Source organism: Promicromonospora thailandica (genome assembly GCF_024171955.1).
Classification (GTDB): Bacteria; Actinomycetota; Actinomycetes; order Actinomycetales; family Cellulomonadaceae; genus Promicromonospora; species Promicromonospora thailandica.
Genome location: NZ_JAMTCS010000001.1, coordinates 612910 through 634872, shown reverse-complemented (window position 1 = coordinate 634872; position 21963 = coordinate 612910). Strand labels below are relative to the sequence as shown.

Annotated in this window: 20 protein-coding genes; 9 read left to right on the top strand and 11 right to left on the bottom strand. The window is 70.9% G+C overall.

Going from position 1 to position 21963, the window contains the following annotated elements:
- Positions 1-95 precede the first annotated feature (95 nt).
- Positions 96-383: an MmyB family transcriptional regulator gene (locus APR03_RS03010; protein ID WP_308216428.1), complete on the bottom strand. Its 288-nt coding sequence runs from the start codon at positions 381-383 to the stop codon at positions 96-98.
- Here APR03_RS03010 and APR03_RS03005 point away from each other — a divergent pair.
- Positions 367-1017 (top strand): GNAT family N-acetyltransferase, encoded by a 651-nt coding sequence (locus APR03_RS03005; protein ID WP_253832585.1) that lies wholly within the window; start codon positions 367-369, stop codon positions 1015-1017. The two genes, APR03_RS03010 and APR03_RS03005, sit on opposite strands and share 17 nt — an antisense overlap.
- Here APR03_RS03005 and APR03_RS03000 read toward each other — a convergent pair.
- Complete coding sequence (locus APR03_RS03000) at positions 951-6209, bottom strand: hypothetical protein (RefSeq protein WP_253832583.1); 5259 nt, start codon at positions 6207-6209, stop codon at positions 951-953. The genes APR03_RS03005 and APR03_RS03000 overlap by 67 nt on opposite strands.
- Positions 6210-6637: 428 nt before the next feature.
- Between APR03_RS03000 and APR03_RS02995 the strand changes: the two genes are divergently transcribed.
- The 3 genes from APR03_RS02995 to APR03_RS02985 all read left to right on the top strand — a co-directional run bounded on the left by APR03_RS02995 (position 6638) and on the right by APR03_RS02985 (position 9708).
- Positions 6638-6829 carry a hypothetical protein gene (locus tag APR03_RS02995; RefSeq protein WP_253832581.1) on the top strand — a complete coding sequence of 64 codons (192 nt, stop codon included), beginning with the start codon at positions 6638-6640 and terminating at the stop codon, positions 6827-6829.
- Positions 6830-6861: 32 nt separating this feature from the next.
- Positions 6862-7851, top strand: a complete 990-nt coding sequence (locus APR03_RS02990) for an NAD(P)/FAD-dependent oxidoreductase (protein ID WP_253832579.1) — start codon at positions 6862-6864, stop codon at positions 7849-7851.
- Between the two features lie 963 nt (positions 7852-8814).
- Complete coding sequence (locus APR03_RS02985) at positions 8815-9708, top strand: glycosyltransferase family protein (protein ID WP_253832577.1); 894 nt, start codon at positions 8815-8817, stop codon at positions 9706-9708.
- A 732-nt stretch (positions 9709-10440) separates the two neighbouring features.
- Here APR03_RS02985 and APR03_RS02980 read toward each other — a convergent pair.
- The 4 genes from APR03_RS02980 to APR03_RS02965 all read right to left on the bottom strand — a co-directional run bounded on the left by APR03_RS02980 (position 10441) and on the right by APR03_RS02965 (position 12146).
- Positions 10441-10848, bottom strand: coding sequence for a type II toxin-antitoxin system VapC family toxin (locus APR03_RS02980; protein WP_253832575.1), 408 nt, complete (start codon positions 10846-10848; stop codon positions 10441-10443).
- Complete coding sequence (locus APR03_RS02975) at positions 10845-11105, bottom strand: type II toxin-antitoxin system Phd/YefM family antitoxin (RefSeq protein WP_253832572.1); 261 nt, start codon at positions 11103-11105, stop codon at positions 10845-10847. Before APR03_RS02975 ends, APR03_RS02980 begins: the two co-directional genes overlap by 4 nt.
- 199 nt (positions 11106-11304) lie before the next feature.
- The gene (locus APR03_RS02970) at positions 11305-11628 is read right to left on the bottom strand and encodes a hypothetical protein (protein ID WP_253832570.1); all 324 of its coding nucleotides are present in this window, start codon (positions 11626-11628) and stop codon (positions 11305-11307) included.
- 47 nt (positions 11629-11675) lie between these two features.
- Positions 11676-12146 (bottom strand): nuclear transport factor 2 family protein, encoded by a 471-nt coding sequence (locus APR03_RS02965; RefSeq protein WP_253832568.1) that lies wholly within the window; start codon positions 12144-12146, stop codon positions 11676-11678.
- Positions 12147-12234: 88 nt separating this feature from the next.
- On the opposite strand from APR03_RS02965, the gene APR03_RS02960 reads away from it, so the two are divergent.
- Genes APR03_RS02960 through APR03_RS02950 form a run of 3 tightly spaced genes read left to right on the top strand, consistent with a single transcriptional unit; the run spans position 12235 to position 14337 of the window.
- A complete protein-coding gene (locus APR03_RS02960; RefSeq protein WP_253832566.1) occupies positions 12235-12894 on the top strand; it encodes a TetR/AcrR family transcriptional regulator in 660 nt (219 codons plus the stop codon).
- Between the two features lie 25 nt (positions 12895-12919).
- Positions 12920-13360 (top strand): MarR family winged helix-turn-helix transcriptional regulator, encoded by a 441-nt coding sequence (locus APR03_RS02955; protein ID WP_253832563.1) that lies wholly within the window; start codon positions 12920-12922, stop codon positions 13358-13360.
- Positions 13357-14337, top strand: coding sequence for a zinc-binding dehydrogenase (locus APR03_RS02950; protein ID WP_253832561.1), 981 nt, complete (start codon positions 13357-13359; stop codon positions 14335-14337). The genes APR03_RS02955 and APR03_RS02950 overlap by 4 nt, the downstream gene beginning before the upstream one ends.
- Positions 14338-14421: 84 nt before the next feature.
- Here the strand turns inward: APR03_RS02950 and APR03_RS02945 are convergent, their stop codons facing one another.
- The 4 genes from APR03_RS02945 to APR03_RS02930 form a co-directional block, all read right to left on the bottom strand.
- A complete protein-coding gene (locus APR03_RS02945) occupies positions 14422-15297 on the bottom strand; it encodes an alpha/beta hydrolase (protein ID WP_253832560.1) in 876 nt (291 codons plus the stop codon).
- An 85-nt stretch (positions 15298-15382) separates the two neighbouring features.
- Positions 15383-16459, bottom strand: coding sequence for a pentapeptide repeat-containing protein (locus tag APR03_RS02940; RefSeq protein ID WP_253832558.1), 1077 nt, complete (start codon positions 16457-16459; stop codon positions 15383-15385).
- A 92-nt stretch (positions 16460-16551) separates the two neighbouring features.
- Positions 16552-18381, bottom strand: coding sequence for a carboxylesterase/lipase family protein (locus APR03_RS02935; protein ID WP_253832556.1), 1830 nt, complete (start codon positions 18379-18381; stop codon positions 16552-16554).
- Positions 18382-18383: 2 nt separating this feature from the next.
- On the bottom strand, positions 18384-18968 hold the full coding sequence (locus APR03_RS02930) for a small multidrug efflux protein (protein WP_253832554.1): 585 nt from the start codon (positions 18966-18968) through the stop codon (positions 18384-18386).
- Positions 18969-19157: 189 nt separating this feature from the next.
- Between APR03_RS02930 and APR03_RS02925 the strand changes: the two genes are divergently transcribed.
- Positions 19158-20006, top strand: a complete 849-nt coding sequence (locus APR03_RS02925) for an enoyl-CoA hydratase/isomerase family protein (RefSeq protein WP_253832552.1) — start codon at positions 19158-19160, stop codon at positions 20004-20006.
- 19 nt (positions 20007-20025) lie between these two features.
- Here the strand turns inward: APR03_RS02925 and APR03_RS02920 are convergent, their stop codons facing one another.
- Positions 20026-20661: a TetR/AcrR family transcriptional regulator gene (locus APR03_RS02920; RefSeq protein WP_253832550.1), complete on the bottom strand. Its 636-nt coding sequence runs from the start codon at positions 20659-20661 to the stop codon at positions 20026-20028.
- Positions 20662-20783: 122 nt separating this feature from the next.
- On the opposite strand from APR03_RS02920, the gene APR03_RS02915 reads away from it, so the two are divergent.
- Entirely contained in the window at positions 20784-21812 is a 1029-nt protein-coding gene (locus tag APR03_RS02915; protein WP_253832548.1) for an alpha/beta fold hydrolase, read from the top strand.
- The last annotated feature ends 151 nt before the right edge of the window (positions 21813-21963 follow it).

Here is a 21963-nt window from a genome sequence, read left to right as displayed (position 1 = left end):
CTCGTGACCAGCTGCCGCTGGAGCGCGTCGCCGCCCGGCGACCCCCCAGCCTGCCGTCGGGACCACGGGAGCCCGGTGAGGCTGCACCGTTCCGGTCACGCGATGCGGAGGCTCTGCGTGCGTGCTCCTCTCACGACAGAGGGCACCGCCAGTGCCGCCAGCTCGACGACCGCGCGCTCCGACGCAGAGCCGGCCTCGGGGGTGTGGACGCCGAGCACCTGCTCCGGATCGTCCGCCGCTGCGAACGTCTCGAACGCGAAGCTCATGTCTCCGACAACGGCATGGCGGAGATGTTCGTGCCCGTGTGCCTGTCGGTCGGCGTCACTCGCCATCCACCACTGATCGAACTCGCGGCTAGCCGAGCCGGTGACGTACGACCTGATCGACCGGGTGCTGGCCTTCTACCGGGACCGGGGAGCGCCCATGGCGGTGCTCCAGATCGCGCCGTCGGTACTGCCCGCCGACTGGGACGACATCTCGGCCGCCCACGGCCTCGAGGAGGGCAGCTCGTGGGCGAAGCTGGGCGCGCCGATTGAGGAGACCCGGACCACAGCCCTCACCGATCTGCGGGTCGGGCCCGTTACCGAAGGCGAGGCGGTGGAGTGGGCCGCTTTGGTCACCGGTCAGTTCGGGATGGACAACGAGCACCTTGTGGCGATGCTCGCCCAGAGCTTCCACAACCCCGCCGCCACGCCTTTCGCCGCCTGGGACGGAAACCACATGGTCGCCGGGGCGAGCCTGTACGTGTACGGCACGGTCGCCTCGCTCAACTCGGGTGCCACACTGCAGGCGCATCGCGGCCGGGGTGCGCAGTCCGCGCTCATCGCCGCTCGGCTGCGGGCTGCACGCGAGGCGGGCGCCACGTGGGCAATCGGCGAGGCGGCCCTGCCGGAGCCCGGCCGGTCCAACCCGTCCCTCGACAACCAGCTTCGCGCGGGCCTCCAGGTGCTCTACCACCGGTGGAACTGGATCTGGCGGGCCGAGGGCGACATCGAACGATCTGCGGACGAGCAGTAGCCGGAGCGTGTCGGCGGAACGAGCGTGACCGTGGCCACCGAGACGCATGCCTGCCCGTCGCTGTGGCTGCTGGCTTGCCAGATGATCGGTCGAGCGCCTGCGTCGACGGTAGCCCGGACCTCGTCCTGGGGCCGCAGCAGCCATCCGAGGGAGTCCTCCAGGTCTCCGACGAGCCGACCGTTCTCCACCGGCAGGGCGCCGACCAGTCCATCGGTGACGTCGACCCGAAGGGCGCGTCGAGGTGACGTCGCGACTTGTGCGACCAGCGTGACGTCGAAGGCGAAGTACCGCAGCTGGCGGGTGCCCTCCTGGTTGGTCTCGTGCGTTGCTGAGTCACCGGCGGTCCGTTTCTCACCGGTGGCCACCTTTCGCTCGTAAGGTAGCCGTCCGATGAACGCCTGGTCCGCGCCTCCTCCTCCGCCTTCCGGTCCCAGGCTGACGAACCAGCCGGAGGATGTGCTCCGCGCGGACTCCGTCGCGGTGTCGACCTGCTGGTACCGGCGCGTCTTGTTCCGGATCTCCTGTTCCGGACGGAACTCTCGCGCCGCCCGCAGCTCGAAGCCGACCTTGACGACCTCGGTGCCGACATGCACCTCGTACTCCCGGCTCAGGAGCTCGACGATGCGTGGCCGCACCGCGCCGTGACTGGTGTCGTGCAGGTAGGCCATGTCGTGCGCGTGGCTGAGCCCGGCGCGTGCGGGGACATCGATTCCCGCACGTTCGTCGACCGCGTGATCGGTGAGGTCTGGCGGCCGTACCGTACGCACGGCCGCCAGCCACGTCCAGCGGTTGATGGCTTCGGCGTTGACGTCTCCGGGGTGGAAGTTCTCCAGGAATGCCGGCGGCAGGCCGTGCGGCCGCAGGTCGACCGGCTCCCAGCGCGGGTCCTGTCCGAAGGTGCGTCGGAACGGTGCGACGGACGCGGCCCCCTGCTCAGGCACCGCGTCCGCTGCCGTCATGTGGTGGGGGACGAGCAACCTGGTCCGGCCCTCGACGTGCTCGACCTCCCGCCAGAGCCACCAGGTGCGCTCTGACCGCAGCGTCGGCCGTGCGGACGAGCCGGCGAGCACGGCAGCGGCGGGATCGCCCAGGAGTCCCGTCGGTCGTGTCGCGACGTCGGCGATCCGGTGCGTCAGCTGTCGCGCGCCACGGGTGACCGTGCCGATGGCGTCCGCCACTACCCTGACGATCTCGGGCGGGTCGTACGACATGGCGGTCTCCACCCGGAAGCTCACGTTGTGCTCGAACTCGTGCGACCCGTGCTCGTCCTTGGTGCCAAGCCGATAGATGTCGACGGTCTTGGTCGAGTTGCTGACGGCGCTCTCCCGGCTGAAGAGCCTGCCCGCTCGCAGCTCCGCGCCACCGTGCCCGTGCTCGTGGGACTCCGCCGATCGTGTGCCGCCACGCGCGACAACGGCGGCGCCGCCGAGCACGGTGACCCTGCTCGACCTTCCGTCCTCGGTCTCGTGGAGCCGCTCGCCGCGCAGGGTGAGCTTGACCTCCGGACGGGGCCGCTGGCCGTGTGCCGGGTCCATCCGCGCCACCGTGACCCGAACCCACAGGTAGTACGCCGCCCCGGCGAACCCCTTGACCGGGAGCCACACCCAGACGCCCGAGCTGAGCAGAGCCGGCATCTGAGCGAGCAACGCGTCGGAGCGGAACACGGCCTCCAGGGAACGGCGCAAGGGATCGGCGACGCCGGCGCGCTCGTCCGGGCGTGACCGCAGTGCGCCGTGCCGGATCAGGTGGCGTTCCACGGCGTCCAGCACACCGTCGGCCATGAGCTGCTCGGCGTGTGCCGAGGCCCGTGGGAGCCCGGGGCCGATATAGGTCCGCGGCATGTCGCGCGAGGCCGGGGCACCGGCCCGCCGGGTCGGAGGAAGGAGGTCCTCGGCTCGGCGCGGGGGTGCGAGCAGGTCGAGTGCGCCGTCGAATCTCAGGTACCGGCGGGCGTGCTCCACGTCGGGCCGCTCACCCCGGGCCCGGGTGACGGTCACCTGGTAAACGGGGTCGACCCGCAGGGCCGTCTTGGGGCCCGAGTACGTGGCACGGGTGATGTCGAGAAATCCTGTCTTCTGGTTCGCGGTACGCGTCCAGGACTGCTCCGCCCCGCCGTGCGCGAGCAGGGCCGCCCTGCCGCCAGGTCCCTGGCGCGAGGTGACTGTGTCGCGTCCGAAGTCGTCGTCGCCGACCGACTCGATGTCCTGAGGCGCGTCGGAACCGAGTCGAACCTGCGGGCCCAGGGCTACCTGCACGCCGACCGCGTGACCGTGCTCTCGCTCGCGGGCATGGTGTTGGGTCGTCTTCGAGTACTGCTCGATCTCCGTCTCGCCGGTGGTCGCGAGTTCCCGTGGGGCGTACGCGCGCAACCTGACCGTGACCGTCGTCCGCCACCCGTCGCGGTCCGGCAGCTCCGCGGTGAAGCCCCGCTCGCCGGCGAGCATGCCCAGCCGCGCCGCGTGCCAGGTAGGGTCCGCGAGGTCGAGGATCTCGGTGGGCCAGCAGACCTCGCTCTGCGCCCAGGCCGGAGGGAGACCGTGCAACCTGGCGTACAGGCCGGCCGTGGTCCGCGCCAGCACCGGGAGCGTCAGGAACACGGGAAAGAGACCCGCGGTGCCGGCCGTCAGGTCGAGCCGGTGGCCCTCTGGCCATGCCCTGGTGGCTTGGGTCAGTAGACCAGTACGGAGTGCCACGTCCGCGCGCACCGGTTCTGCGGGGACGTGCTGTCCCGGCACCACGATCTTGGCGACGACATTGGTCGGGTCGAGCGTCCACCATCGCTCGGGACGGAGCCTCCGGTCATCGACCACGTGCACGGACGACTCGTAGACGGCGTCGATGGTGTGCTCGTCCTCCCGGCCGATGCTCTCCACACGGCGGTACGTCTCGGTGCCCACGCCGAAGTGGTCGCCGTGACCGCGGAAGAACCGGCCGATCATCCGAACGGCTCCCGCCTGGACCCGCACCCACGGGACGGTCACGCGCAGCGCGCCACCCACCGTGCCCTGCGCCGTCCACTGCTTCGAGACTCCGCCCACCACGGACTCGCCGACCGCGGCACGCGTGTTGATCACGCCGGGGTAGTCGGTCACGTCGACCGTGTCCGTCAGATGCAGGCGCACGAACAGACTCACCTGACGGTCACCGACCCGGAGGGTGTGCTTGATCCCGGCCAGCACGCCGTTCATGTCGCCCTCGAGCCGTGGCGTACCGAAGTTCACGAGGAGGTCCCGGTGCACGGCAGCCCAGTCGACCCCGCGGATGCCGCGCTCGGTGACCAGCTGCTCCAGCCGGGTGCGGAAGTGCTCTGCCACCAGCTCGGAGCCGGGAAGAGAGCTGCCCACGGCGAAGCCCAGACCCATCCGGCTGGCGAGCGCCAGCGGTTCGCGCCGACCACGTCGAGGGCGGTAGTCCGGATGCAGTGTGGCGGGCCGGACCGAGACGGTGTGGCGCAGCGTCTCGGTCTCCTGCGGCAGCACCTGCAGGTGCGGGCCGGCCGAGCCCGCTGCCTCCGTCGGCACGACGACGGCAGCGCCGGTGGGCGGCGTGTCCTTGCCGGCACGCGGACCGAGCAGGCGCTCCTCGAAGGCGGCAGCACCGTGCGTACCGAGCTCAGGGACGCCGATGTCGCCGTTGGTCCGGGTGGTCACCGACGGCCTGCGCGTCAGCGCCGCGATGCTGCTGGACTCCCAGATCACCTTGATGGCGAGCACGGACCGGTAGCGTGCCTGCGGTGCGGTCGCGTTGAGCACTGAGTGGGTCGCGGGCTGCGACGTCAAGCGGTGGCTCCACTCCCGGCTCCGGCTCACCGTCACCCCGAGCAGAGGCGCGACCCCGCTCGTGCGTATCGCAACGGTGCTGGGATCCGGGAGAGAGCCGGTCAGTCCCGTGGTGTTCAGCGCCACTGTCATCGCCGCCGCGCTCGACCCTCCCTCGCCGAGCGCCACGGCGCGCGCTCCGCCGAGGTCGGTGCGCATCGGCACCGCATCGGTCGTGCCCAGGCGCTGGATGCTCTCCAGCGTCGCGACGACCCGGAAATGGCCGCTGAACCGGGAGGTGAGGCGCCGCAGAAGAGGTGTGTCCGCGCCCGCAGTAATCCCACGTGAGACGCTGCCGGTCGTCAGCCACCACCTGCTGTTGTTACGCGCGTTGCGCTCGTTGAGCACGTCCTGGACCTGGGCCACGATCGATCGAGTCAGCTCGGGGCCCAACCCAGCGCGTCGCAGGCGTGCCTGTTCCTGGGCCACGACCGGTGTCAGGTCGACGGCATGGAGCACCTCGTCGCCGGAGAGCGGCCGGGCAAAGGTGTCTTGGCCCGTCACGACCTGTGTCGGCGACGTCAGCACCGCCCGCGGTTCGGCGGCCGAGGAGAAGATCGCCGGCAGGTCCACTGCCACGCCGCGAGCAACCGCCCCTGGCGTGCCGCTGAGCTCGATGCCGTCGACGAACACCCGGAATCGCACACCGCTGAGGAACCGCGAGGACCTCTCGACGAAGAGCTTCCTCCCGGTGATCACGGTGGTCGTGGCCGTCCGCGAGCTCGAGGCAGACCCATCGGCAGCGAGCAGCGGCACCCCGACACCCTGGGCGGACGCGGCCCCCGACGCGAGGTTGAACGCCGTGAAGAAGAGCGCATCGAGCCCGGACGACACCGTTCGGCTGGACTCCAAGGCGGACGTCGTGGTCGCGAATCGCACGTCGTACCTGCGCAGAGCCGTGACGTCCACCTCTTCCGCCGGACGTGGCTCGACCAGCTCCGGCCTGATCCACACCAGGTGCTCGCCGGTGACATGCATCTCGCCGCGCTCCAGCCGGCGATCCCAGACCGCCGGTTCGTTGCTCGCGAGCAGGGCCGCGATCTTGGCCTCGACAAGGTCCGCGACGGCCAGATCGGCGAACTCGCCGTCGAACCCTGCGACAGCGGCACGAGCTGCCAGGGCCGCCTCCTCAGAGGTCCATCTCAAGAGGCCCGCCACCGTCAGCTCACCGAGCATCCCGTGCTCCACGTACCAGGGTGCTCGTGGCTGTCGGCTCTCTTCCTGCACCGGCGGGGACCCCACGCGGCTCGGCACCGCGAGCGGCGTCGCCTCGTCGATCAGCACCACGCCGTTCCGCACGACGAGACCGAGCGCCTTCGCCTGGACGCACGCGTGAAGGCTGTGACGCGACGTGCGCCAGAGTTCGTCGTCCAACCGCGCGCCCGGCTGGCATCGCCGGGCGTCGACCCTGCCATCGTTCGACCAGTTCGTGAGAGCGGCACCGGTAGCGGACATGATCCTCCTGCGATTCCTGGCGATCGCGCTCGACGGCGGCGTACCCGTCGCAGGCGAGGGACAGGTCCGGCAGAGGCGCGAGGGACGTGGAGTCTCTCGGACAAGGGCGACCTGACGGACAACGCCCGGCGAACGCTGGCCGAACGACTGCTTCGTCCGGTTGCTCGATGCCCTATGAGGCAGGAACTGAGCTCTTCGGGGCAGCCGTGCCCGTACGCCTGCCCCCATGTCCGCAGAATCCTGGATGCCGGGACGTCGACACGACGTCGACATTCCGTCGACCGGTCGAGGTTCAGATGGACGGGGCCCGGGTTCCGGGCCGCCGTCTATCAGTGCAGGAACAACGGATGCAGCACCTCGTCCGGTACACAGTCCTTGCCCCGATCATGGCTGACGGCGCCGGCCGCAGGCGTCCTGCGGATGACGGCCGACGCCCGCTGGAGCAGGACCATGCCGGGGCAGAGGCCCGCGCCAGCCTGATGGTCGAGAGCGATGCCGCGAGCCTGGAGCTCTTTGAGGGGCATCCGGTGCCGTGTTGATTCCTGTAGGTCCATCCCGAGGAGAACTCCCCATGCCGCAACACCTTTCGCCCGACGCCGCCATCGATCCTTACGACGTCATCGTGGTCGGAGGTGGACCCGCCGGCCTGCAGGCGGCCCTGACGCTGGGCCGGGTGCGCCGCAGCACACTGCTGCTCGACTCCGGTGAGTACCGCAACGGTTCGGCCGACGCCATCCACAACATGGTCACGCGCGACGGCACCACACCAGCGGAGTTCCGTGCCACGGCCCGGGCCGAGCTGGCTGAGTATGACTCGGTCAAGATTCGCGAGGCCACCGCGACGGAGATCGTCCAGGTGCCCGGGAGCGGCTTCGTCGTGTTCCTGGACAACGGGGGAGTCGTCGCCGGCCGCACGCTGCTCCTGGCCACCGGACTTCGCGACCAGCTGCCGCCCACGCCCGGCCTTCAGGAGCTGTTCGGCTCTCTTGTCGCGCACTGCCCCTACTGCCACGGCTTCGAGTACGCAGACACCCATGTGGCCGTGCTCGGCAGCGGATCTCAGGTGCCACGGATGGCGCTGCTCATGGAGCGCGTCGCGAGCAGGATCACCGTTCTGACGAATGGTGGCGAGCTCGACCCGACCCACCGGACGATCCTGGATGCCGCAGGGGTCACGGTCCGGGCGGACGAGGTCACAGCCCTTCGTCGCGACGGGTCGGGCGTCAGGGTGACATTCGCCCATGGCGCCGACGAGCAGGTGGGCGGTGTCCTGGTCGGGACCGCCCCCGTGCAGAGTGCGCCGTTCGCCGAGCAGCTCGGCCTGGATCTGCTGCCTTCCGGGTGCACCGAGGTCGATCCGGTCGGTCGGACGAGCATGCGCGGGGTCTACGCCGCCGGGGACTCCGCGCACACAGCGGCCACGCCCGTCCCGCTCTCCTCCGTCGTCGCCGCGGCGGCTGCCGGCAAGAACGCGGCCATGGCCCTGGACGCTGATCTGCTGACCATCGACCACGGGCTGCTCGCGCCGGGCGCACCCAAGCCGGCCGGCCGGGTCTCCTGAGCCCGGTGGGGTCGCCCGGTTCCAGTTGAACCGGGAACACGCTCCCTCGCTCAAGAACGAGGCCCGGAGATCCGCGGCTCTCCGGGCCTGAGCGACGTGCGTGGACGCGACGTCGACGCGCTGTCGACGCAGGCCGGCTTGGCTGGGCCATGGAACCGAGCAACACGTGGCACAGGTGACACCGGCCCTCGCCACAGAACTCGCGGGGGTCTCCAGGTGCTCCACCGCCGGCAGCGCATTGCACCGTCGACCACTCAACGAGTGCTTCGGGGCAACTGTGCACCCGGGCCCGGCTATACCCCCGTAGGGTATTTGTGGTGCTGCGGCACCGCTCACCGGGGTCACACCCCGCTGTTATCGAGGCGCGCCGAGACCCGCGCCGAATGACCGGGAATCATGCACATGGAAAGGCACTGACATGAACTTCATGCAGTACGAGCTGGCTCGATCCATCCATCAGGACCGGCTTCGGGAGGCCGAGCAGGAACGGCGCTGGCGTGAGCTTCGCCGAGCGAAGGGTGGTCGTAAGGCGAAGTCGCACGCTGGGCGGAACTGGGCGGTCGGGAGCCCTTGGGCGACATGCTCGGGCGACCCGTGCGAAGTGGCCCTGCCCTGACGCTGAGACGGCTGTGAGGTTGAGTCCGCAGCCCGCCCGACAGGCACGAGCGCTGTGTCGTCGACGCGATATCGATCTTCTGTCAGCTGATCGACGGTCATCTGAGGCGGTCCGACCGCTGGGGCTGGCCTCTGACCGATAGGGGAGCAACAGGTGCATCACTTCCTCGAGTACGTAGTTCACGCCTCGGCGCTGTCCGGTCGTGCTGCGGACGGTCGTCACATGGACAACGACGGCCGCCGCCGAGCAGAAGATTCACCCATTGGCTGTCACTACGACTCCGATGGCAGCGGTTCGACAGCGCGGCAACAGTCCGCGCGGCTATCACACGTAATGGGAGAAACGTCATGACACGGATCATCGTGGCAGCCACTTCGATCTACGGGCACGTTGCCCCGATGCTCGCCGTCGCCGAAGACCTGGTGGCCCGCGGCCACGACGTCACGTTCGTCACCGGCTCCAGGTATCGCGACGCCGTAGAGGTGACAGGGGCTTCCTTCGCACCGGTCGCAGGCGCGGCAGACCTTGATATGGCTGTGGAAGCCGTACGGCCTGAGCGGCTCGAGCTTCCGCCTGGCGTCGAACAGTTCGCCTATGACATGCGGGTGTTGTTTGCTGATGCGATTCCTGAGCAGTTCAAGGTCCTGAAGCGGCTGATCGCCGAAGCCGACGAACCAGTCGTGCTGGTGCACGAAGTGTGGTTCTGGGGTGGTCTGCCATTCGCGCTTGCCGCCGAGAACACTCCTGCGCCTGTCGCCGTCGTCGCTGTCGGTATCACGCAGCTGACCGTCTCGAGTGCGGATCTGGCACCCTACGGTGCCGGGCTGCCGCCAGATCGTTCGGAGTCTGGCCGCCTGCGGAACAAGCAGTTGCACGAGCAGCAGCTCGCAGGACCGCTGGGAGCGACGCAGCGTGACTGTCGAACGCTCTGGGTCATCGTTTCGAGCCCCGCAACAAGAACGCAACAGATTCAGCCCCGACAAGTCCATCCACGCCCAAGCACCTCCATCGAGGCTGCGCTAGCATCGTGCCTGCTAGTCGGGGTATCTCCCGAGAAACCAAGGCAGATCCCGCCGACTCCAGACCTTTACGTAGTTGGACATCTCGGGCACGACGTGTTCCAGAGGTCGCAGGTTCAAATCCTGCCCCCGCTACAAATAGAAGGGCCTCTCACCTGGTCACAGACCGGGGAGGGGCCCTTCGCTTTGCTCCTGTCACACAGCGGGGTACGCACAAAATGACGCACACCGCGGCCAATCTCCGCCATGTCTTGCTGTCTCCAGTGACAGGCCCTGGCGGGATCTGTGGCTCGACACACCACGGAGCGCTGTCACCTGGCTCGCTGTGCCGCTCGGGACCATGCCCCCGATCTCCTGGCCCGTCCGATGCGCGGATTGCTGGCGCGGACACCGACGTGCCGGAGCGCGCGATCTCACTCCTGCCGCGACGCATCCATTCTTTTGTCGGCTGTGCCGGAGGACTGCTGGGCGGCCCAATGGGAAACCTGCCCTATCCCGACGGCGTGGTCGCGCCTCGACCTCGATTCGCTCGATGCCCGATGTGAACGGCCGGGAGTTGAGTCCCGCATAGTGATTCAGCGCGGTCGCCGGGATCGTCGTCTTCGAGGCGACGAAATGCGGCAACCTCGTGATCCTGCGAGAACTAGCCCTTCACAGCAACCCTCGAACGGAATCATCACGATGACCGCACCTCATGTTGTCGACCTTGCCGGCCTGCTTGGCGAGGCCCTCGCCGATGCGGGTCGCCACCGCGGAGACCGGGGCGGCCTGGAACGAGCTCTTCGGCGGCTCGACGTCGTTGAGCGCCCATAGACCCTATGCCCGCACCCCGGTGCGGCATCGACCCAAGGTCTTGACGACGCACTATGCCGACGTCGTTGGAGTGACCCGCGGGGAAGCTGGCCCGGCTGTCTGATTCGGTGGACAGTGGTGGACCACTCGTCGGGGTCAGGCCTACACCGAGATGACGCTCAGCGCATCCAGCTCGGCGAGCGGCTCGAAGTCAGCGTCCTGGGTCACCACGGGGAGGCCGTTGGCCAGTGCGATCGAGGCGATCCACAGGTCGTTGACGTTCACGCGACGCTTGTTCTCCGCCAGCTTGACGCGAAGTCGTGCCCAGTGCGATGCCGTGGTCGCGTCGACCGGAAGCAGTTCGAGCGAACCGATCGCGTCGAGAGTGGCCAGCCGTCTGGCGCGCGTCTCGGAGTCCTTGGCGGCGAGCACGCCCGCCTGAAGTTCCGCGCGAGTAATGACCGAGACGAAGGATTCGTCGGGGAGCGCGGAGCCATCGAGCTGTCGCCCGGACTCCAGGCCGATGAAGACACTGGTGTCGAGCAGGCCCCGTGCTACGGGTGTGCTCACAGGATCGGCCCGAGGTCGTCGGTGGTCTCGCCGGCGAGCTCTGCCAGGTCCTCGCGCAGACCGGGGTCGGCCTGGACCGTCCCGAGGATCTTCAGGAGCTCGGCGCGGCGGAGTGACCGGGGCCGCGTCGACGTCACCGGGCCGATTTCTGCGACCGGAGTGCCGTGTTGCGTCACGGTGACGTGGTCGCCGTCGGCCACGCGGCGTAGCACCTCGGCCGTGTGGTTGCGAAGCTCGCGAGCAGCGATCGTTGTCATGTGCGCAAGCGTAGCACTCCGCGCACATCGTTGATCTTCGCTCGCAGCGTGAATGTCGTCCGAGGTACGCACAGAGGGCGTCAGCTAGTTCGTTCCAGAAACCCAGAGGTCGCAGGTTCACATCCGGCCCCCGCTACGATGCGATGTTGCAGGACATCGCAAACAGCCGGACCTACGGAATCGTAGGTCCGGCTGTTTTTCATTTCCGGGTCAGGGGAGACCCCGCGACCGGATCGAGCAGGAGGTCCTCGACGTCCAGGATGTCGCTGGTGTCGAAACCCTGCATGTCCGCCGCCAGCTCGGGGCTCGCGACGTACGCGGTGAAGAACTCGTCGGGATCGACGCTCTCCTCGAAGGAGAGCAGGGCGATCAGCCGGTGTGCGCCGGCCTGGTGATCGGTCCAGAAGCCGCGCACGGTGACACCGAACGACGGCATGCTGGTGACGTGCCGCGGCCAGTGCACGGTGGCGTACCTCTGGAGCGCTTCTTCCGTGCGCAGGGTGTAGATCTTCAGCTGGTCCATGACGGACTCCGTTCGGGGTGTGCGGTCAGTTCCGGTGCCGCGGAGTGCTACACGCTCGCGGCGGCTGCCCTCGCGGTTTCGATCGCCGACTCGAAGTCCGGTCCGGCCCCGAGCTGGGCGAACCACACGTTCGCCGCGTTGTAGCAGTTGAAGGCCTCGATCTTTCCGTCCCGCAGATACCAGAGGTCCGCCGTCGGTACGTCGATGCGGCGACCGGTCGGAGGGATCTCGCCCGCCGGCGTCGGGAACCCGCCGAGGTGTGTCCCCTGGATGCGCAGCTCCACGGCGACCACGTCACCGATCGGGTGCACCTCGAGCAGCTCCCGGTGGATGTCGGGGAACGCGCTCGCGAGGGCCGTCAGCGCCTGGGGGATCCTGTCCCCGCGGACGGTCAGCGAGTTCGGCATGTCGTTGAACGTCCCGTCCTCGGTGAACAAGGCGCGGAAACCGGGTCCGTCGAGGACGTCGCCTTCCGCCAGCCGGTACGCCTCACGGACGATCTCTTCGTTGCTCGTCACTACTATCCCCACCTTCGTTATGGACTGTGTCGTCCATAACCGTAGCGAGTTATGGACCGAGTGGTCAACTATGGCCTATCCTGCAGAGGTGGCCAGGCCGAGAGAGTTCGACGAGGGGGCGGTGCTCGACGTCGCCCTCGACCAGTTCTGGACGACCGGCTACGCCGGGACGAGCATGGACGCGATCGCGACGGCGACCGGGCTGGGCAAGGGCAGCCTGTACGGCGCCTTCGGCGGCAAGCGCCAGCTGTACCTCCGGATCTTCGAGGCCTACTGCGCGCGCATCGCTGACGCCGTGGCAGAAGGGCTGGCCGGACCGGACGACGGCGCCTACGCCCGGCTGTGCGCTCACATCCGCGTGGCGGCGGCCGGCATCGCCGCCGACACCGCCCACCGCGGATGCCTGCTCGCGAAGGGTGCGGCCGAGCTCTCCGAGCACGACCCCGACGTCACCGCCCGGTCCCGCCGGACCCTCGGGCACCTCGTCACGATCCTGGGTGACGACATCCGCGCCGCGCCGCGCAGCGGCACGGCGACCTCGACCGGACGGCCGACGCCGACCGGCTCGCCACCCTCGTCCTGGCCGTCCTGCGAGGCATCGAGGCCCTCGGCAAGGCCGGGATGGAGGCCGACCGGCTGGAAGGCGTCGCCGAGACCGCGATCGGTCTCCTGCCCCGGCCTGGAGGCATCGCCCCGCAGAGGGTGTGATGTGCGCCCCCGGGGGGCATTAATATTCCAGGGAATATAATTCCGTGGAAGGCTGTTCTGCGGGCATGCGGAACTTCTTCGATGTACTGGTGCGGTACGAGACCGAGCTCTGGGCGATGGTCGAGAGCCGCCTCGCCGCCGCCGGCGCGGTCTCCCTGGCGACGCTCGAAGCCCTCAGGGTGGTGGACCGGCATGCCGGCCGCTGCCGGGTCCACGAGGTGTCGGAAGACCTGTCGATCACGGTCGGCGCGGCGAGCAAGCTCGTGGACCGGATCGAGCGCGCGGGCCTGGTGAGGCGCGCACCGAACCCGCAGGACCGCCGGTCCGCTCTGGTGGTCCTGACCCCGGCCGGTGCCGACGCCCTCGCCTTCGCGGACGACACCGCCGGCCGTGCCCTCGCCGACCACCTCGACCCGTCCGGGGTCGACGTCGCAGCGCTGGCCGACGCCCTCGCCGTCCTGCGGGAGCGGCTCGGCGCCTCGAGGCGGCAGGGGCTGGGCGCATGAGCGCGACGATGCGGGCCGTCGTCGTCGACCACGCCGGAGGTCCCGAGGTGCTGCGGGTGCGCCACGTGCCCGTGCCGCTGCCCGCGCCCGGCTGGGTGCGGATCAGGGTCGCGGCCTTCGGGCTGAACCGTTCAGAGCTGCACTTCCGACAGGGTCTTGCGTACAGCGGCTCGTTCCCCCGGGTACCCGGCATCGAGGCGGTGGGCGTGGTCGACCAGGACCCGAGCGGCCGGCTCGCCGCGGGCACCCAGGTCGCGACGATGATGGGCGGGATGGGCCGCGAGTTCGACGGCGGCTACGCCGAGCTCGTCACCGTGCCGGCCGCCCAGGTGATCCCGTTCCGCAGCGATCTTCCCTGGGAGGTCCTCGGCGCGGTGCCCGAGATGCTCCAGACCGCCGCCGGCTCCCTCCGCGTGGGTCTGGAGGCCCGGGACGGGCAGACGCTGCTGATCCGCGGCGGGACGTCATCCGTAGGCCTCGCCCTCGCCGTCCTGGGCAGGGCGCGCGGGATGACGGTCATCTCCACCACGCGCTCGGAGAGCGGGCGCGCGCTGCTCCTGGCCGGCGGGGCGGACCAGGTGGTGATCGACGACGGCGACATCGCCCCGGTGGTCCGCAACCTCGTGCCGGGCGGGGTGGACGGCGCCGTCGAGCTGGTCGGCACCAACGTGCTCCGTGACACCCTGCGGGCGGTGCGTCCCGGCGGCGTGGTCTGCTTCACCGGCATGCTCTCCGACCAGTGGACCGTCCCCGAGTTCTACCCCATGGACTGGCTGCCCAACGGTGTCCGGCTCACCGCCTACTCCGGCGAGAGCACCGACCTCGCTCCGGCCACGCTGCAGGGCTTCCTCGACGACGTCGCCGCCGGCCGTGCGGCCGTGCCGGTCGGCCGCGTCTACCGGCTCGACGACATCGTGCAGGCCCACCGCGACATGGAGGCAGGCACGATCGGCGGCAAGGGCGTGGTGCTGACATGACCGTGCCCCTCGAGATCTGGCACGCGCGGTGGTTCGCCCGGCACGTGTCCCTCCCGGCGTCGGCGGACCCGCCGGACCCGGCGGCTACCGGGACGACAGATGGTCGACGACCTGGGTGCGGACCGTGGGGTCGCCCAGGATCCTGTTGTGGCCCAGACCGGTGGTGGTGACGAGCTCACCGGTGTCCGGGTGCGCCCTGAGCAGCAGCTCGCTCTGGGTCTGCGGGATCTGCCGGTCGCCCTCGTCGTGCAGCCAGAGCGCCCGGACGTGCCCCGGCAGCGGGTGTGCCACGAGGTCGAACCGGTCGGCGACGTCGGGCGTGACCTCCGGGTTGTCCCGCAGGTGGCGGGCCCACGCCCGCGAGAACCGGTCACGCAGCGACCACGGCAGCCCGATCGCCCGGACGTACACGTCCTCGGTGAAGCGGAACGACGCGATGCTCGCGATCCCTGCCAGCCGCTGGGTGGGTACCCCCTCGCGGACGGCGACGCCGGCCGCGAGGCTTCCGAGGGAGTGGCCCACCACGCCGGCCCACGGCTCGGCCTCGGCCTCGGTCAGGCGGCGGGCGATGGCGACGTCGTCGAGCGCCGTCCGGGTGCGCCCGCCGGAGTCGCCGTGAGCCGGCGCGTCGTAGGCGACGGCGCGGAGACCCGCTCCGGTGAGCGCGGACACGAGGCTCCCGAAGGCGGACGCGCGGCTCTGCCAGCCGTGCATGAGCAGCACCGCCGGGGCATCCGGAACGCCCCAGGCGTACGTGGCGACGTCGACACCCTCGTGCGACAGCCGGCCGCGGCGTGCCGCCTCATGGACCGGTCGGTCGGCTGCGCGGACCGGCGCGGGCCGACCGACGCGCAGGAACGCGCGTGCGGCGAGGGCGGCGGCCGGACCGGGTGCGGTACGGCCGAGGACGCTGAATGCGCCGCGGACGGCGGCGGGTGCCTGATGTGCGGAGATGCTCACCCCTGTACGGAGAGGCGCGACCCGGAACGAGTTCGACCTCGCACGGTGACATGGGTCACATTCATGCGACCGCCGGCCGTGCGTGTCAGAGGGTCTCCGCCTGCGCGATGTCCTCGCGCGTCCAGTCGGGCAGCAGCTCGTCGTAGAAGCGGGTCACGTCCTGTGCGGGCGTGTCCTGCGGCACCTGACCGGACGCGCCGTCCGAGCATCCCGGGGCGGGCATCTTCCAGACGCCCGCGCTGACCAGCTGCGCGCCGACCTGCGGGAACCGGTCGAAGTCGCAGTTCTCGCCGTAGTCGCCGCACTGGACGCGGCCGCCGTCGGTCAGGTCGGTGTACGAGGAGATCTGCTGCACCTCACCGCCGCGACGCGCCTGCGCGAACCCTGTCCGGCAGTCGATGGAGGTCCGGGCACCGGTCGCGCCGTCGGCGGACGTGACCCGCAGCCCCGTCATCGAGACCTGGTCGAGCGTGAGCACGGAGCGTGCCTGCGGCCCGGACTCGACCTGGACGCCGTCGAGGCTGGAGTTCACGAAGGACGGCGTCCCCGTGGGGGACCGGAACATCGACCCGAAGAGCACGGCCCCCTCGAACCGTGCGCCGTCGAGGGAGCCGCCGATCGATGCGGCCGGCGCGAAGAGGTTGACGGCGGAGACGTCCTCGAGCGAGCCGTCCACCAGGAGGGCCCCGGTCAGGTTGGCGCCGTCGAGCCGTGCCCCGGTGAGGTCGGCACCCGTGAAGTCGGCGCACGTCTCCACGCTTGTGCGCGCCCAGCTGCCGGACGCGTCGTAGCGGACGGCGCAGCCGAGGTCCATCCCGGACAGGTCGGCACCGCGCAGGTTCATCCCGCGGAACGGCTTGACCCCCTCCGGGGCGTCACGGATGGTCTCGCGGATGAACTGCACGTTGGCCAGCATCTGGTCGTGGTCGGAGCGTTCGGCCTCGACCGCCTGGGTGCGTTCCTCGCGCTCGTCGTCGATCCAGGCCTGGTACCCCGCCAGGAGCAGGCCGACCGCGAGGCTGGACACGACCCCGATGGCCACGTCGATCATCCACCGCCGGTCCGGCCGCTGCCGGTCCGGTGCGGAGGCCACGGGCGGCGGGCCGTCCGCGGCGGTGGCGGGCTCCGGTCGGGCCGGAGCCTGCTCGAGAATCGTGTCCATGCCGGCGAGAACCTCCATGAGTTCGGATGAAGCCGACATAGCATGACGAACCAATACAAGCCGCGCAAGCAATGCCCGCCGGTCGGTCGTGGCTACGGGACCGGGCCGTCGTAGCCCGCCCAGAAGTCGATCTCGGCGTGCCGCGGGTGCAGGGTCATCCCGCTGTCGGCGCCGAGCTCCATGACGTGGCCGGGCGCGTCCGCCACGGCCGGCCAGGTGGGCAGACCCGGTCCGTCGGGGTCCCCCGTGGCGACGAAGTTCAGCCAGTAGCCCCGCAGCTGGTCGCGCAGCCGGTGGTCGGCCTCGCCGTAGTCGGCCGTACCGTCCGCGCCGAGGTTGTCGAAGGCGTACATGACCTCGGCCCCGTGGTAGGCGCCGAACTTCTCCAGGCCCCGCTCGGGCGGCACGTGCGTGAAGAAGTACAGGTACGCCGGGGCCCGGCCGGTCCGGGTCTGCAGGTGCGCCCACCGGTGCATCGCGCGTGTCATCACCTGGTCCGTACGGGCGCGCAGCAGCGAGTCGAGCACCTGCTCCCGCGTCCCGCCCGGGTAGAGGTCGAGGAACCAGGAGGCGTCCTCGCCGTGCTGCTCCCGGACGGACTCCCGGTAGGCGGCGACGTCCGTGTCCGGCGGGGCGGCGAGGGCCAGCGAGCTCTCGTCGGCATTGCTGCCGGCCAGGAGCGGCACGTCGAGCTGGTCGCCGTCGGCATAGATCTCGGCCGGCGGCCGGTCCAGCACGTACCCGTCGACGGAGGGTCGCCAGTGCCCGGCCCCGACGGCGGCCGCGGCCCGGGTGATCTCCGCGACCGGCAGCCGCCGCATCTCGTCGACCGAGGCGGCGCCCAGCTCGCGTGCCAGGCGGCGCCCGGCGGCCTCGGCCACCTCGCGGCTGTCGGCCTGGTCGCCGTCCTCGGTGTCGCCCGTCGTGCCCATGCAGGCGCCGCTGGCGCCGATGATGCCGTCGACGAGGCCGCGGGCCAGAGGCGTCGCACCCAGCAGGCAGACGCTCTCGCCCCCGGCGGACTCGCCCGCGACCGTGACCCGGTCGGGGTCGCCGCCGAACGCGGCGATGTTCTGCCGCACCCAGTCCAGCGCGGCGACCTGGTCCAGGATCCCGTAGTTGCCCGACGCGTCGTGGCCGGACGCCGCGGCCAGCTCGGGGTGGGAGAGGAAGCCGAGCACGCCCAGGCGGTAGCTGATCGTGACGGTGACGACCTGGCCCGTCGAGGCCAGCGCCTCGCCGTCGTAAAGCGGGAGGGCGCCGGAACCGGTGGCGAAGCCGCCGCCGGGCACGTAGACCAGGACGGGGAGCGCTGCCGTGTCCGGGCGCGTGGGGCGCCAGACGTTGAGGTAGAGGCTGTCCTCGCTGACCGGGAACGGGTTGAGCAGCGTGTTCTCCAGGGGTACGTCCACGACCCGCGTCAGCGCGCGGGTGGCGAACGTCGAGGTGGGCTGCACGGGCGCCGGGGCGAACCGGTCGGCGACGAGGAGCTCGGTGCGCGGCCGGAGCGGCTGCGGCGGCTGCCACCGCAGCTCCCCGACGGGCGGCTCGGCGTACGGCACGCCGGCGAAGATCTCGGCCGTCCCGGCGTCGTTCCGGACACCCGTCACCGGACCCTCGCGGGTCACGACGGGCGCCGTGGGCCGCGGGTCGTCGCCGCCCGCGACGCGGACCTGCGGCACCGGCGCGGCCAGCAGCGCGGTGCCACCCACCACGGCCGCGGCGGCGAGCCAGGCGGTCACCTGGACCAGCCGGCCGCGCCGCGACCACCACAGGGCCGCGAGCCCGGTCGCGGCGAGCAGCACGCCGACCAGCGCCCAGCCCCACCACGGGCTGTGGTTGAGCCAGGCGAGGGCGACGGCCAGGACAATGACGCCGGCCAGCGGCAGCCACGCCCGCACCGGGATCCGAGGTGCGGCCATGGTCAGACGGCTTCCACCGCGGTGATCAGGCCGGTCGCGGCCAGGGTCAGCAGCGTGGCCCACACGACGATCGCGATCACCTGCCAGAGGAGGACCCAGCGCTTGCTCACACCCGTCGCGACCAGCGTCGCGGCGGTGAGGTGTGTCGGCAGCGCGAGCGGGCCCAGGAGGCTGGCGCCGGGGACGCCGAAGCGGACCACCCACCGGCGGAGCCGCTGGTGGCCCTTGGACTGCTTCTTGCCGGGCTCGTCCTGCTGCTCCTCGGGCGCGTCCGGTCCTGTCGCGTCCGGGCCTGCCACGCCCGGGCCGGCGACCGCCAGGGCGGTGCGCCGGTCACGGCGGGCGAGCGCCGCGGTCCGGGCCCGCGAGCTGAGCAGGACCACCAGGACGACGGCGATGACGTTGCCGGTCACCCCCGCCAGGCCGGCCACGACGGGGTGGATGCCGCCGACGACGCCCAGGGCTGCGGCCCCCTCGCCCTCGATGTAGGGGATCGCGCCACCGAGGGCGACGACCAGAGGCTGGATCGGCTCGGGAACCTGGGCGACGAGGTCCTGGAGCCACTGGTACGGGTTCGAACCTGACATGGCTGTCTCTTCCGGTCGGGGCCGTCACTGTGCCGGGCGGCGCCTTGATCGCAGTAGAGACCGTGTTCTTGGCACAGGGTCAAGGGGAGTGTGCGGCCTCACACTTGCCTCTGACGTCAGCGTCAGGTTTTACGGTCGTCCGTGCCGGCCTCGACAGGCAGGCACGACGCAGGAGGAGACGACCAGACCATGACCGACGACACCTACGAGACTCTCGTGATCGAGCGCACGGGCAGCGTGCTCACCGTGACCATGAACCACCCGCCCCTCAACCTGCTGGACCGGACCCTCCTCCCCGACCTCAAGCGGTTCGTCCGCACGGTCGCCGCTGACGACACGGTCCGCGTGGTCGTGCTCGACAGCGCGGTGCAGGACTTCTTCGCCGCGCACGTCGACGTCGGCTACGGGTCCGACCCGGAAGGCTTCGCCGCGCTCGCCGCGGAGGACAGCGGGTTCGAGGGCCTGCTCCCGCTGCAGCACCTGGTGGCGAGCATCCGGGCCCTGCCGCAGGTCACGATCGCCAAGCTGCGCGGCTACCTGCGGGGTGGTGGCAACGAGCTCGCCATGGCCACCGACCTGCGGTACGCGGCGGCGGGCGAGACGTGGCTCGGGCAGGTCGAGGCGCGGCTCGGGATCATCCCGGGCGGGGGTGGGACGCAGCTCCTGGCGCGTTCGGTCGGGCGCTCGCGCGCGCTGGAGGCGATCCTCACCGCGGACGTGTACGACACCCGGACCGCCGAGCTGTACGGCTGGATCACGCGGGCGGTGCCGGCGGCCGACCTGGACCGGTTCGTCGACGAGGTGGCGCAGCGGATCGGCTCCCGCCTGCCCGCCCAGATCCGGGCGGCCAAGGCCGCCGTCGACCCGACGACGGCGGGTGACCGCCTCTACGACGACCTCCGGACCGAGGCGGCGGCCGTGGCGGAGGTCTACCCGTCCCCGCCGGAGATCGAGCAGAAGCTCGAGGCCGCGCTGGCCGACGGCATGCAGACCCCGGAGAACGAGCGCACTCTCGAGGCCTTCCTCGACGCGCGCTGAGCAGGCGGTGCCCGCCGGGTCAGGCGGCGGTGCCCGCCGCCGCCCGGTGCTCCTGCGTGCGGGCGGCGTCCCAGACCGTCATGAGCCGCGTGATCGCCGCGTCGAGCACCTCCAGCGAGGTGCCGTCGCGGCTCTCGTGCGAGATGCCCCAGAGGAACCCGGTGAAGGCCACCGCCATGCCCTCGGGCTCCGTACCGGCCTCCAGCTCGCCGGCGGCGACGGCACGCCGGACGCACGCCGCGACGTTGCGGCGCACCACTGCCCGGTGGTCGGCGAGCAGGTCCCGGACGGCGGCGTGGTCGGTGCCGCCGACGGCCGCGGCCAGCACCATCAGGCAGCCGGACGGGTGGGTCGGTTCGGTCTGCATGCGCGCGGAGGCCCGCAGCACCCGCTCGATCGCCTCCCGCGGGGGCAGCGACTCCTGGCCGACGGCCTCGGTGACCCGGCCGTAGGAGTTCACGTAGACCGTGACCACCTCGTCGAACAGGGCCTCCTTCGAGCCGAAGGCAGCGTAGAAGCTCGCCGACGAGATGCCCATCTCCGCGCGCAGCAGGGCCAGCCCCGTCGCGTCATAGCCGTGCTCCCAGAACAGGCGCAGCGCGGTCTCCAGCGCCGCGTCCCGGTCGAACGCCCGCGGGCGTCCCGTGCGTGCCACCTGGCCCCACCTCCGTTCACTTCCAGACTAGATGATCCAGAAATTCTCCGCAAGCACTTGTCAGGGCCGCCGACGGCGTGCTGCACTTATGGCTCGATCGGTCCAGAAATAGGAGACGTTCCATGAGAAAGCGATCAGCGGGAGTCGGGGCAGTCGTCGCGGCGGTGCTCGCGACGGCCGGGCTCCTGCTCCCCGGCGCGGCACCGGCCGAGGGCCCGCCGTCGGCCCGTGCCGCCACCGTGGCGACCGCCCCGGCGGAGGCCGCGCCGGCGTCCGGGAAGCACCACGAGGCCCGGCCGCCGGCCGGCTACAGCTCCCACCACGCCCGCGTCAACGGGTTCCGCATGCACTACCTGCGCGGCGGGAGCGGGTCGCCGGTCGTGCTGCTGCACGGGTTCCCGCAGACCTGGGCCGAGTGGCGCGACCAGCTCGGCCCGCTCGCCGAGGACCACACCGTCATCGCGGTGGACCTGCGCGGCACGGGGGACTCCGGCGTGCCCAAGGGTGGCTACGACACGGTCCAGCTGGCGCAGGACGTGCACGACCTGCTCACCCAGCTCGGCCTGAACGACGGGATCCAGATCGTGGCGCACGACATCGGCGCCTGGGTGGCCTACCCGTACGCGGCCATGTGGCCGGACGAGGTCGAGCGGATGGCCCTCATGGAAGGGCCGATCCCCGACGAGTCGATCTACGGCTACCCGGCGCTGGACGCCGCCGGCGGGCCGTCGATCTGGCACTACGGGTTCTTCCAGCAGGAGATCTCCGAGACCCTCGTGGAGGGGAGCGAGCGGGAGCTCGTCGAGGGGTTCATCGGCCAGTTCCTCGGGGACCCGTCGGCCTTCGGCCCGGCCGACTACGAGTTCTACGCGCGGTACCTCCGGGAGCCCGGGCGCTGGGACGCGTGGCTGAAGATGTACCGGGCGCTGCACGTCGACGTCGAGCAGAACGCGGAGCTGCAGGCCCGCGGGCCGCTGCCCATGCCGATCCTGGCGATCGGCGGGGAGAAGTCGCTGGGCACGTACATCGGCACGCAGCTGGAGGAGTACGCGTCCGACGTCGAGACCCGGGTGCTGCCCGGCGCCGGCCACTGGGTCACCGAGGAGCGGCCCCACGAGCTGACGCAGATGCTGCGCACGTTCCTGCGGTAGGTGTCACCCCGACTCCCCTTCGAGACCGAGGTTGCTTCGCTCTGCGGGGGCGCAGAGCGAAGCAACCTCGGCCTCGAAGAGGACTCCGGCTGCCGTACCCGTGGTTGGGCCAGCCGAATCGCGAGGTTTCCGCTTGGATGGGTGATAACAC

Coding starts and splice junctions, on each gene's coding strand:
- APR03_RS02995 (WP_253832581.1), top strand. CDS start 6,638: ATGCAGCACCTCGTCCGGTACACAGTCCTTGCCCCGATCATGGCTGAC.
- APR03_RS02990 (WP_253832579.1), top strand. CDS start 6,862: ATGCCGCAACACCTTTCGCCCGACGCCGCCATCGATCCTTACGACGTC.
- APR03_RS02985 (WP_253832577.1), top strand. CDS start 8,815: ATGACACGGATCATCGTGGCAGCCACTTCGATCTACGGGCACGTTGCC.
- APR03_RS02975 (WP_253832572.1), bottom strand. CDS start 11,105: ATGACAACGATCGCTGCTCGCGAGCTTCGCAACCACACGGCCGAGGTG.
- APR03_RS02970 (WP_253832570.1), bottom strand. CDS start 11,628: ATGGACCAGCTGAAGATCTACACCCTGCGCACGGAAGAAGCGCTCCAG.
- APR03_RS02955 (WP_253832563.1), top strand. CDS start 12,920: ATGCGGAACTTCTTCGATGTACTGGTGCGGTACGAGACCGAGCTCTGG.
- APR03_RS02950 (WP_253832561.1), top strand. CDS start 13,357: ATGAGCGCGACGATGCGGGCCGTCGTCGTCGACCACGCCGGAGGTCCC.
- APR03_RS02940 (WP_253832558.1), bottom strand. CDS start 16,459: ATGGACACGATTCTCGAGCAGGCTCCGGCCCGACCGGAGCCCGCCACC.
- APR03_RS02935 (WP_253832556.1), bottom strand. CDS start 18,381: ATGGCCGCACCTCGGATCCCGGTGCGGGCGTGGCTGCCGCTGGCCGGC.
- APR03_RS02930 (WP_253832554.1), bottom strand. CDS start 18,968: ATGTCAGGTTCGAACCCGTACCAGTGGCTCCAGGACCTCGTCGCCCAG.
- APR03_RS02925 (WP_253832552.1), top strand. CDS start 19,158: ATGACCGACGACACCTACGAGACTCTCGTGATCGAGCGCACGGGCAGC.
- APR03_RS02915 (WP_253832548.1), top strand. CDS start 20,784: ATGAGAAAGCGATCAGCGGGAGTCGGGGCAGTCGTCGCGGCGGTGCTC.